Annotated in this window: 10 protein-coding genes; 4 read left to right on the top strand and 6 right to left on the bottom strand. The window is 61.9% G+C overall.

All coding sequences use genetic code 11. The annotated features are described in order from the left end of the window. Window positions 1–93: 93 nt before the first annotated feature. Entirely contained in the window at window positions 94–681 is a 588-nt protein-coding gene (locus tag HJC04_RS24035; protein WP_210628417.1) for a L,D-transpeptidase, read from the bottom strand. Between the two features lie 178 nt (window positions 682–859). Here HJC04_RS24035 and HJC04_RS24040 point away from each other — a divergent pair, with 178 nt between their 5' ends. Beyond that, window positions 860–1,615, top strand: coding sequence for an SDR family NAD(P)-dependent oxidoreductase (locus HJC04_RS24040; RefSeq protein WP_210628418.1), 756 nt, complete (start codon window positions 860–862; stop codon window positions 1,613–1,615). 211 nt (window positions 1,616–1,826) lie between these two features. On the opposite strand, the gene HJC04_RS24045 is transcribed toward HJC04_RS24040, so the two are convergent. Genes HJC04_RS24045 through HJC04_RS24060 form a run of 4 tightly spaced genes read right to left on the bottom strand, consistent with a single transcriptional unit; the run spans window position 1,827 to window position 6,871 of the window. Further along, window positions 1,827–3,266 carry a coniferyl aldehyde dehydrogenase gene (locus HJC04_RS24045; protein WP_221147306.1) on the bottom strand — a complete coding sequence of 480 codons (1,440 nt, stop codon included), beginning with the start codon at window positions 3,264–3,266 and terminating at the stop codon, window positions 1,827–1,829. Window positions 3,267–3,288: 22 nt separating this feature from the next. Next, window positions 3,289–4,395, bottom strand: coding sequence for an NAD(P)-dependent alcohol dehydrogenase (locus HJC04_RS24050; RefSeq protein WP_221147307.1), 1,107 nt, complete (start codon window positions 4,393–4,395; stop codon window positions 3,289–3,291). A gap of 31 nt (window positions 4,396–4,426) precedes the next feature. Next, entirely contained in the window at window positions 4,427–5,248 is an 822-nt protein-coding gene (locus HJC04_RS24055) for a p-hydroxycinnamoyl CoA hydratase/lyase (protein ID WP_210628421.1), read from the bottom strand. Window positions 5,249–5,293: 45 nt separating this feature from the next. Next, a complete protein-coding gene (locus tag HJC04_RS24060) occupies window positions 5,294–6,871 on the bottom strand; it encodes an AMP-binding protein (RefSeq protein ID WP_221147339.1) in 1,578 nt (525 codons plus the stop codon). Window positions 6,872–7,069: 198 nt separating this feature from the next. Here HJC04_RS24060 and HJC04_RS24065 point away from each other — a divergent pair, with 198 nt between their 5' ends. Beyond that, window positions 7,070–7,555, top strand: coding sequence for a MarR family winged helix-turn-helix transcriptional regulator (locus HJC04_RS24065; RefSeq protein WP_221147308.1), 486 nt, complete (start codon window positions 7,070–7,072; stop codon window positions 7,553–7,555). A 78-nt stretch (window positions 7,556–7,633) separates the two neighbouring features. Here HJC04_RS24065 and HJC04_RS24070 read toward each other — a convergent pair whose 3' ends face one another. Further along, window positions 7,634–8,533 (bottom strand): AraC family transcriptional regulator, encoded by a 900-nt coding sequence (locus tag HJC04_RS24070; protein ID WP_221147309.1) that lies wholly within the window; start codon window positions 8,531–8,533, stop codon window positions 7,634–7,636. Window positions 8,534–8,768: 235 nt separating this feature from the next. Here HJC04_RS24070 and HJC04_RS24075 point away from each other — a divergent pair, with 235 nt between their 5' ends. After that, window positions 8,769–10,232: an aldehyde dehydrogenase gene (locus tag HJC04_RS24075; protein ID WP_210628424.1), complete on the top strand. Its 1,464-nt coding sequence runs from the start codon at window positions 8,769–8,771 to the stop codon at window positions 10,230–10,232. Between the two features lie 64 nt (window positions 10,233–10,296). Continuing rightward, the gene (locus HJC04_RS24080; RefSeq protein ID WP_210628425.1) at window positions 10,297–11,613 is read left to right on the top strand and encodes an ABC transporter substrate-binding protein; all 1,317 of its coding nucleotides are present in this window, start codon (window positions 10,297–10,299) and stop codon (window positions 11,611–11,613) included. Window position 11,614: the final 1 nt, after the last annotated feature.

Here is an 11,614-nt window from a genome sequence, read left to right on the forward strand (position 1 = left end):
TGACTAGTGCATAAAGAACACAATCTGCAACTTCGCTACATTAGCAGCTTGAAATGCGAATAGCCAACCCTTCAGTTCAGATGGTTAACGTCGTCAAATTACCACTACCCGAGTACCCACCGGGACGCGATTGAAGAGATCAACGATGTTTGCGTTGGTCATCCGTATGCAACCATTTGAAACAGCCTGACCGATCGACCAGGGCTCGTTCGTCCCGTGCACGCGGAACAAGGTGTCTTGCCCGCCCTGATAAAGATATAGCGCCGCAGCGCCAAGCGGATTAAGCGGTCCACCGGGAACGCCGTTGGCATATTGTGCCAGTCGCGGCTTGCGCCGCATCATGTCCTCGGTCGGCCTCCAAGATGGCCACTCCGCTTTCCGCCCAATGATTGCTTCGCCCTTGAAGCTTAAACCTTCCTGACCGACAGCAATACCATAGCGTGTCGCCCGTCCGCCGGACTCTACGTAGTAGAGAAATCGTTCCCTGGTGTTAACTATGACAGTACCTGGCGCTTCCCACCCGTAGTAAGCTACCTCCTGTTTGCGATAGCGCGGATCTTGATCGGGATTACCAGCGAAGACTGACCTTATCGTCCAATCTTCCGGAGCGCCACATCCAGAAACTATAGTTGCCAGTCCACCCAAGATGATTGCCCGGCGCGTAATGTGGTCTATCCCCATTTCCACCTGCTGCCTTCTTATTCTCTCTCCGCAAGCTATCATTGCAGAATACAGTGGCCATGCCAAGTGATGGTCCTGTAACAGCATTTTGAGAATTATAGGTTATTCGCTTGCGATGTGTTGTTATCTTCTCAATGAAGTGCGATGAGCCTCACGTCGCGGTGACAAGGACCAGCAGATGAAACTTGGCCTTCAGGGAAAGATTGCGGTTGTGACCGGCGGAGCTTCAGGAATAGGGGCCGCAATCTGCCGACAGCTTGGCAGCGAAGGTGTGGCCGTGGTGATCGCCGATATCAACCTGGCTGGGGCAAGCCGCGTTGCACAAGAGGTTCGCTTGGAAGGTGGCATCGCCTTCCCCTTCTTTGCCGACGTCACCGATCCCCTTTCGGTGGAGCAATTGATGGCCTTCGCTGAAGCGGAAGGCGGCGGGATCGATCTGGCCGTCAACAACGCGGGAATTCGCGGCCCCCACAAAGCGACGAGAGACTATCCGATCGAGGAGTGGCATCGGGTGATCAAGGTCAATCTCGATGGGGTCTTTTACTGCATGAAAAGCGAGATCGCAGCGATGATGGCGCGCGGCGGCGGAGCAATTGTCAATGTTTCATCCATTTTAGGCGCTGTTGGCTTACCGTTAACATCAGCTTACACAGCCGCCAAACACGGCGTACTCGGACTGACAAAAGCCGCAGCCCTTGAATATGCCAGGTTTGGAATCCGCCTGAACGTTGTCGGGCCGGGCTGGATCGAAACGCCGTTGCTGACAGAACAACAGGAACTTCCGATGCAGAAAAAAATCGAGTCCCTCCAACCGATGGGTCGGCGCGGCAAACCCGAGGAGGTTGCAGCCCTCGTCTGCTTCCTTCTCTCCGAGCAGGCGAGTTTCATCACAGGTAGCTACCATGCGGTCGATGGAGCCTACACCGCGCACTAAGTGCAAAGGCCGCTAGCAACAGCCTCGGCCACAACCTGATTGTTGGGCCGTAGGGGCCGCGACGGCTGTTGAATCGATCGCCCAGGCCTACTGCGATGTTTCGGGCCGTCGGTGCAACGCCGCACGCATTCCAGGGTCGATCTGCGGGAGGAAGAAGGATACTCATGTCAGGCCGAAGGCATTCCTTTCTGCTGGCTTGATGAGAAGCGCTTTACTTGCGGATCGCTTCGGCCAGAAAGCGGCGCATCGCCTCGCCGAAGGGTGGCCGCATCATATGTTCCGCCTCAACCATCTTGCTCTGGTGGTAGACGGCGCGCGGATGCGAGAAGGCGAGGAAACCGAACTTGCCATGATAGGCGCCCATGCCGGAATGACCGACGCCACCGAACGGGAGGCCTTCAGCCGTAACATGGCTCATGCAATCGTTTATGGTCACGCCGCCGGAGGTCGTATTGTCAAGCACACGACGCTCCTCTTCGCCATCCTGGCTGAAGTAATAAAGGGCGAGCGGCCGCGGCCGGGCGTTGATGCGATCGATAACGTCGGCGACATCGCGATAGGGAAGAACCGGCAGAACCGGCCCGAAGATTTCCTCCTGCAGCGCGCGCATGTCGTCGCTGGGCTCGAGGATCAGGGTCGGCGGCATGCGGTGGGCCGGTTGCTGGGAGAGGTTCTCTCCTGCCGGATTGATTTCGACGACGCGGGCGCCCTTGGCCCTGGCGTCGTCGACCAGGCCCTGCACGCGGTCATAATGACGGGCATTGACGATCGAAGTGTAATCAGGATTGTCCTTCAGCGTCGGATACATCGCACCGACCGCCGCGACCGCATGTTCGACAAAGGCTTCGACGCTTTCCTCAGGCACGTAGACATGATCCGGAGCCAGGCAGATCTGGCCGGCGTTCAGCGTCTTGACGGTCATGACACGGCGCGCCGCGTCTGCGATATTGGCCGAACGGCCGACGATGACGGGCGACTTGCCGCCGAGTTCGAGCGTCAGAGGCGTGAGGTTTTCCGCCGCGGCCCGCATGACCTGATGGGCAATCGCCGTGCCGCCGGTGAAGATCAGATGGTCGAAGGCGAGCGAGGTGAAAGCGGTGCCGGTCGCCGGTCCGCCCTGCACCACCGCAATTTCCGTTTCGTCGAAGGAGCGGGCAACGAGTTCGGCCATCAGCGCGGCCGAAGCCGGCGTCACCTCCGACGGCTTGATCATGGCTCGGTTGCCGGCGGCGAGAATGCCCGCAAGCGGGGCAAGGGCGAGCTGATACGGGAAATTCCAGGGGCTCAGGATGCCGACCACCCCCTTCGGCTGATAGACTACCTCGGCAACAGCGTCCGGGAACAATGCCTCGTGCTGCTCGGGTCTCAGCCATTCTGCAAGATGAGCCTTGGCATATTTGAGCGAACCGACGCAGGTGAAGACGTCGAGAAGCAGGCTCGCCTCGACGCTGCGACTTCCGAAATCCTCCGAGAGAGCCGCCGCAATGGCATCCTTATGATCGACGAGAAGGGCGACGACACGGTCGATGCGATTAATGCGGGTCCCGATATCAGGCGGCCCCTCCTTGAGGAAGGACGCCCGTTGCCGGGCAAGCAGCGCCTTCATGGCGTCAGCACTGTTATCGGTGGCGATTGGGGTGACGGTGTTCATTGGTTCCTCCCTTAAAACGATGTCAGGCGGCCGGCTGGCGCACGACCGGTTTCAGCACAACGCCTCTTTCCGAGTCCTCCACCGCGCGGTTGATGTCGGCGAAATCGTAGAAGCTGACGAGCCTGTCGAACGGGAAGCGCCCTTGGCGATGAAGGTCGATCAACAAGGGGATCAGCACGTCGGGATTGGAATCGCCCTCGACGATGCCGCGCACCCGGCGTCCGCCGGACAGGATATGGGTGAGATCGAGCGTCAACGTTGCACCGTGAGGCGAGGCCCCGACGATGCCGCATGTGCCGCGCGGCGCCAACACCCGCACGCACTGGTCGATGACGGCGGGCACACCGGAGGCATCGATCGAATAGTCGACGCCAGCACCGGTCAGCGCCATGATCGCGGCGGCCGCGTCGCACGCCTTGCCATTGACGATGTCGGTCGCCCCGAGTTCCGCTGCAAGCGCCAGCCGCGTCTCGTTGACGTCGACGGCGATGATCCGTGACGCACCGACGACCCGCGCCGCCATCACGGCGGCCAGACCAACAGAGCCCATGCCGAAAACTGCAAGTATTTTTCCAGGCTTGACGCTGAGGGCATTCATCACCGCGCCGGCGCCGGTCTGGATACCGCAGGCGAGCGGGCCAAGCAGCGCCAGATCCGCATCTCTCGGCACTTTCACGATATTGCGTTCATGGCAGAGCGCGTGGCTTGCGAAGGACGATTGTCCGAAAATGTTGCCATGAATACGCTCTCCTTCGCATGAGAGCCCGCTCGAACCGTCGGCGCGCGCACCGAAGAAGTTGCGCGGGAAGAACTCGTGGCAGTAGGTTTCTTCATGATCGTTGCAGCTCGGGCAATGACCGCAGGAATTGAAGGTCATAACCACGTGATCGCCCGGGACCACCTTGGCAACGCCCGGCCCGACACGTTCGACGATGCCGGCGCCCTCGTGGCCGAGCACGACCGGCTGCGGCACCAGCAGATGCTGGTCCCGCATGACGATATCGGTATGGCAAACGCCGGTCGCTATGACGCGAACCAGGATTTCCCCCTCGCGCGGCTCCTCCAGATCGAGACTTTCCAATGAAAACGGCATATGCGGCGCACGCGCCACCGCGGCATGAATCTTCATTCTATCCCCCTCCCGAGATCAATCCGCGCCCTCAGCCGCGCTTGTAGGCGCCGAGCCCCGGCTGATAGGTCTTGTCGTCGAGGAACTGCTTCAGCCCCTCATCGCGCCCTTTGGTCTTGTCGAGAAACAACATCTGCTCCAACTTGGCGTAGATGTAATCGTCGGCGAGATCCCACGGCAGGTTGCGCACCCGCTTATAGGTGTCCTTGGCGGCCTTCAGCGTCACCGGGTTCTTTTCGAGCAGGCTCGCGCAAATCTTGCGAACCCGGTTTTCGAGCTCGGCGAGCGGCACGGCCTCGTTGACGAGACCCATTTCGGCAGCCTTGCGCCCGCCGAAGAGTTCGCCGGTCATGATGTAGTAGAGGGCGTCGCGATGGCGCATCACCTCGGCCACCGCACGGGTGACATTGCCACCCGGCAAGATGCCCCAATTGATCTCGGAAAGGCCGAAATTCGCCTCCTCGGCGGCGATGGCAAGGTCGCAGGAAACGAGCGGTGTGAAGGCGCCGCCGAAGCACCAGCCATTGACCATGGCGATCGTCGGCTTTTCGAAATACATCAGCCGACCCCACCAGCCGCCGGACTGGCGCCGCGCCTTCAATGTGGCATCGCGCGGCTTGTCGTCATTGTCGCGAAAGTATTCCTTGAGATCCATTCCGGCGGACCAGGACTCGCCGGCGCCGCGCAGGACGAGCACGCCGCAGCGCTCATCGCCCTCGAGCTCGTCGAGCACCTCCAGCATCCGTGCATTCAAGGCCGGATTCATCGCATTGCGCTTTTCCGGTCGGTTGAGAGTCACGAAAGCGATGCCGTTATCGAACTCGACCAGAACCGGCGATTGGTCTTCAGTCATGAGGTCACTCCATTGGTTTCGGCGTGATTGCCGAGGGCCGTTTCATCAGGCCTGTCGTTGACGGGTTTCGTCGGCATGAAGCTGGCGCAGAACATGTTTCTGCACCTTGCCGGAGGCGGTGCGGGGAACGGCTTCGACGAAGAGGATGTGCGCCGGGCGCTTGAAGGCGGCGAGCTTCGCCGCGCAATGGCCGGCAATCGCCTCGCCCGTCACCACGGCACCCGGCCGCAGCACGACATAGGCAACGCCGCATTCTCCCCACCTGTTGTCGGGAAAGCCGACGACCGCGACGTCGAGGATATCGGGATGGCTTGCGAGTACGGCCTCGACTTCGGCCGGATAGACATTCTCACCGCCGCTGATATACATATCCTTCAGCCGGTCGACGATGCGATAGAAGCCGTTTGCTTCGCACCGGCCGAGATCGCCGGTACGGTACCAGCCATCGGTGAAGGCGGCGGCGGTTTCCGCAGGCTTGTTCCAGTAGCCCGGCGTCACCGCCGGTCCACGCAGCCAGAGTTCGCCGATCTCGCCGCGGCCAACGTCGTGGCCACCCTCGCCGACAATGCGGATGTCGACCAATGGTGCGGGAAGACCGACGCTGCCAAGATTGTCCTGCACCGCGCGCCGGTCGATCGGCACATGCAGCACCGTTCCGGCCTCGCTCATGCCGTAACCGTTGACCAGTACAACGCCGTCATCGAGATAGCTTTCGATCAGCGCCTGCGTCAGCGGCGCGCCGCCGACGAAGAGCGCCTGCAGGCCAGAGAGAGCCGCGGCGCTATAGGCGGGATCGTTGCGCAGAGCGAGGGCGATCTGCGGCACGGCGAAATAATGGGTGACGGCACGCTCACGCAAGACGGCCAGCGTGCGCGCCGGAGTGAAGCGGTCGCAGATGACGAGCGTACCACCCAGCATCAATGTGGTTCGAGCCACGGCAATGAGCCCGATCGTGTGGAAGAACGGCAGATCGCACAAAGCGACCGATGCCGGCCCGATCTCTCCGACGAAGGAAAAATTGATGGCGGCAAAGAAAGCATTGCGGCCGGTAATGACGACGCCCTTCGGCCGCCCTGTCGTGCCCGAGGTGTAGAGAAGGACGCACGCCCGATCGGCATCTCCGGACACCGGATCGGCGGAGGCGCTCGCCTCGATGCGGCCCGCAAGCCCGGCTGGGCCATCTGCCGTCGAGATCACCGCCATGTCAGGATCGGTATCGGCAAGGGTCGCCGCAACAGCCGAAAACTCCTCGTCGCAGACCAGGAGCGCCGGCGCGCAATCGGCAAGGATCGGCAGCAGTTCGGCGGCGCCGAGACGCCAGTTGAGCGGCACATAAACGGCGCCGACGCGCTGGCAGGCAAAAGCCAGCACGATCGAATCGATCGAGTTGCGCGCCAGCATGGCGATCCGCGCCCCGTCCCGGCGCGCTCCGAGCATATCATCGAGGAAACCGGCGCATCGGGCGATCCGCATATCGAGCTCGGCATAGGTAAGCTCCCGGCCGGTCGCGATCTCGAAGAGGGCCTGTCGATCCGGCGCGACACGGGCGCGGTAAAGGATGGGGTCATCCGCCACCAGTCCGCATTCGACGGACGAAGACTTTCCGGAAAGGCAATGCGCCATTTTTCCTCCCATGCCAGCCGCTCCTCCGCGGCCGACAACTTTGTATGTAACACATACTAATATCTTTTTAGGAGGATGCAAGAGGCTGCTCGCAGCAAATCCATCCACTCCGACAAGCTCTGGGAAATCTTCGGGGCGGATATTGACTAACCTGCTGATTTTGATGGTTATGGCGCCTTGACTGGGCGAGAATGAATAATGGCCGGAAAACCACCGCATGATGATTTTGAGAGCCAGGATGTTCCGGCGACCCCGTCACTCGACGTCGGCCGGCTTGGCAATCTCCTCGGTTTTCATCTGCGTATGGCGCAAGTCGCGATCTACCGCGACTTCGCTGAAACCATGGAGGAGCTGGGGCTGACGCAAAAACAGCTCGCGGTGATGGAACTGCTTGCAGTCAATGCGGGTGCATCACAGATCGACCTTGCCAATACGCTCGGCACCGACCGCGCGACCATGATGGCCCTCGTCAACCGGCTCGCAGGCCGCGACCTCATCGAGCGCCGCCCTTCAGCTACGGACCGGCGCCGCCAGGAACTGCATCTGACGATGGCCGGTCACGCCATGCTCGCGCGGGCGCGCAAGCTGATCGATGCGCACGAACAGCGTTTCATCGACCTGTTTTCGCAAGATGAAATGGATGCTCTGCTGGCTGCGCTGAAGCGGATATATAAGCGCGACTGAAACTCGCTTCCGCCCTTTGCCGGCTTGCCAGAGCAGAACAGGAGCCTTGGCAACTCCGGCGAAGCAATGCGCGCAGACCTAAGGCCAGTCCGCATAACCCGAGGAGAGCATACTGTTTTCCGAGCCGGCGGAAGCGCGGGCGATCTCTCTGTAGCCCGCAGGGGAAAGGCCGGTCCTGCGCTTGAAGAAATGGCTGAAATAGGTCGGGTCGCGGAAGCCGAGGCTGTCGGAGATTTCCTGGATGTTGCGGGCCGAGCGCTCCAATCTCAGCTTTGCCTCCTGCACCACGCGCTCGTGCAGAAGCTGGATCGGCGAGCGGCCGAGCGTCCTTTGACAGATCGAATGCAGCCGGTCGGCGGTGACGCCCAATTCCGCGGCATAGTCGCTGATCGGCCGGTGCTGGCGGAAACCGGCCTCGACCAGCTGGCGATAGCGCTGCAGGATCGATCCAGTTTCGCCCTGCCCACGCGGCTCACTTCTTTCGCCGTCGCTGCCGCGCCACAGCGTCATCAGGATCAGCCTGAGATAGGCCGAGACCACCATCCAGGAGGCCCGGGAGGGATCGCCGAGTTCCCGCACGAAGCCCGAAATCAATGGACCGATTTCGGCCACCAGCAAGGGATCCCGTGCCTCGACCAGCTTGCGCTGCTCGATGAGGAGGCGCAGCGAGTAGGATTCCACCTTGTCGCCGATCGCGTCGACCATGATCTGCGCCGAGGCGCCGATGAGATGGGCGGCACTCCCGGCAGCAATCGACAGATCGCAGCGTGCCTGCGGCGGTAGGAAGGCAAGCAGCGGCCCGTGCAGCGGCCGATCTTCGCCGCTCTCGAAATGAAGCTCGGCGGCGCCTTCGCCGAGAAGCAGGAAATGATGGAAATCGGCATAGAGCCCTTTTTGCAGACGGATGCGCCGATGCGACAGCGACGGCGCGTGCCACTCGCCCCTGGCATAGTGATGAATGCCTCCGTCCGTGGCCAAAGCCGCTCCTCCGCTTCTGTCAAATAGTGCCGCAATCGCCAGATAATGACAATATTAACCCAATAAATCGCATTCCATCCGCCATCGATCGGCGTAACCTTCTCGTCATCAGCCTTTGGGAGGAGGCATTTCATCAGACGCACGAACGCTTAAGCGGCCTCTAGGCCGTCGCGTCCGCTCGTCTTTTCCCGTGGCAATAATGCAGGCGTCAGCACTTGGCGCCAGCATGTGACGAATGGGTGAAACCGTGTTTTCGGCAAAGCTGATGATCAACAACGAGGCGATGGATGCGTCCGAGGGGGCCACCTTCGAACGCATCGATCCGCTGACCGGCGACGTCGCGACGATCGCTTCGGCAGGATCCGTCGCCGACATGAGGCGGGCTGCCAATGCCGCCGCTGCCGCCTTTCCCGATTGGTCGCAGACCGGCCCGGGCGAACGGCGCAGACTGCTCAACGCCGCCGCCGAACTTCTCGATGCCCGTTCGCCGGAACTGATTGCCGCCATGACCGGCGAAACCGGCGCCACGAGGCAATGGGCGGCGATCAATTGCCGGCTCGGCGCCGATATTTTCCGCGAGGCGGCGGCGATGACCACGCAAATTTCGGGTGAACTCATTCCATCGGGCATTCCCGGAAACCTTGCCATGGCGGTGCGCCAGCCGGCCGGCGTCTGCGTCGGCATCGCGCCCTGGAACGCGCCCATTATTCTCGGCACCCGCGCCGTCGCCATGCCGCTTGCCTGTGGCAACACCGTCATCCTGAAAGCCTCCGAACTCTGCCCGAAGACCCACGGCCTGATCGGCGACATCCTCCGCGACGCCGGCTTTCCCCGCGGCGTCGTCAACGTCGTCTCCAATGCGCCGAGCGATGCCGCCGCCGTCGTTGATGCCCTGATCGCCCATCCGGCTGTGCGCCGCATCAACTTCACCGGCTCCACCCGTGTCGGCAGGATCATCGCGGAAAGCGCGGCACGGCATCTGAAGCGCTGCCTGCTCGAACTCGGCGGCAAGGCACCATTCATCGTTCTTGCCGACGCCGATATCGACGAGGCAGTGGGTGCCGCCGCCTTCGGCGCCTTCATGAACCAGGGCCAGATCTGCATGTCCACAGAGCGGATCATCCTGATGGACGAGATCGCCGATAATTTCGTCGGCAAATTCCGGGCGAAGGCCGAGACCCTCGTCGCGGGCCATCCCGGGGACGGCAATACGCCGCTCGGCACGCTGATCAACGCCGAAGCGGCGCGCCGCGTGAAGTCGCTCGTTGAGGATGCCATGCAGAAGGGCGCGGCGCTCGTCTGCGGCGGCCGGCCCAACGGCACGCTGATGGATGCGACCGTCATCGATCACGTGACGCCTGCCATGCGCATCTACCGCGAGGAAAGTTTTGGGCCGGTCGCGGCGATCGTCCGGGTCGGCAGCGTCGACGAGGCGGTGACGGTTGCCAACGACAATGAATACGGGCTCTCGGCGGCGGTTTTCAGCGCCGACATCAATGCGGCGATGGCTGTTGCCATGCGGCTTGAATCCGGCATCTGCCACATCAACGAGGCCACGGTTTCCGACGAGCCGCAAATGCCGTTCGGGGGCGTCAAATCAAGCGGCTACGGCCGCTTCGGCGGCAAGGCCGCAATCGATGAATTCACCGAGCTCAGATGGATCACCATGGCATCGGGAAAACGACACTACCCGATCTGACTTCAGATCGGGATGAACACAGGGAACGGGCTGGGAGGCCCGCATCAGGAGGAGGAACGATTTCATGAACGGCATTTTCCGCAACGGCAAACTCAACGCGGCAACTCTCACCCGCCGCTCTTTCATCGCATCGGCTGCCGCAGGCGGTGCGGCGCTGGCGCTTTCCGGCCGCACGGCTTTTGCCCAAGGCGGTACGCTGAAGGTCGGCTTCATCAGCCCGCGCACCGGCCCTCTCGGCGGCTTCGGCGAGACCGACGGCTATGTGCTGGAACTGGCGCGCAAGGCGCTGGCGAACGGCCTGCAGGCGGGCGGCAAGACCTGGAAGGTGGAGATACTCGACCAGGACACCCAGTCAGATCCCTCCCGCGCCGGGCAACTGGCGAAAGACCTGATCAACAATGAGGCGATCGACCTGATGCTCGCCGTCTCGACGCCCGAAACCATCAATCCGGTGGCCGATGCCTGCGAGGCGGCAGGCATTCCCTGCCTTTCCACGGTCATGCCCTGGGAAGCCTGGTATTTCGGCCGCGGCGCCAAGCCCGGCGCGCCCTCGCCCTTCAAATGGACCTATCATTTCGGCTTCGGCGTCGAAGAGTTCCACAAGGCCTATGTCTCGCAGTGGAGCCTGATCGAGACCAACAAGAAGGTCGGCGTCATGTATCCGAACGATGCCGACGGCAATGCGATCCGCGCCCATCTGGCTCCGGCACTTGCCAAGGCGGGCTTCACCATTGTCGACCCAGGCGCCTATGAAACCGGAACCACCGATTTTTCGGCGCAGATCGCTCTCTTCCGGCAGGAGGGTGTGGAGATCTTCAACTCCTTTCCGATCCCGCCCGATTTCGCCGCCTTCTGGCGTCAGGCGGCACAGCAGGGCCTGACCCAGCAGATCAAGATCTGCCAGGTCGCGAAAACCGGCCTCTTTCCATCCGACATCGAGGCGCTCGGCGATCTCGGCCTCAACATCGGCAGCGCCGCCTACTGGCACAAGGCCTTCCCTTACAAATCGACGCTGACCGGCGTCTCCGGAACCAAACTTGCCGACGGCTATGAAACGGCCAGCGGCAAGCAGTGGACGCAGCAGCTCGGCGCCAGCCTGGCGCTGCTCGATGCCGGCTTCGATGCGCTGAAGGCGAGCACCGACGTCAAGAGCAAGGAGGCGGTCGCCAAGGCGCTCGCCACGCTGAAAACCACGACGATCGCCGGCAAGGTCGACTTCACTAGCGGTCCCGTCGCCAATGTTTCTCCCGGGCCGATCATCGGTACGCAGTGGGTGAAGGCGCCGGAGGGCTCGAAATTCGCGCTCGACTACGTCGTCACCGAAAACGCCACCGATCCCAATGTCCCGGTCGGCGCCAAGCTGACCGCCTACAACGGATAAC

It is taken from the genome of Rhizobium sp. NLR8a (assembly GCF_019685235.1).
Lineage (GTDB): Bacteria > Pseudomonadota > Alphaproteobacteria > Rhizobiales > Rhizobiaceae > Rhizobium.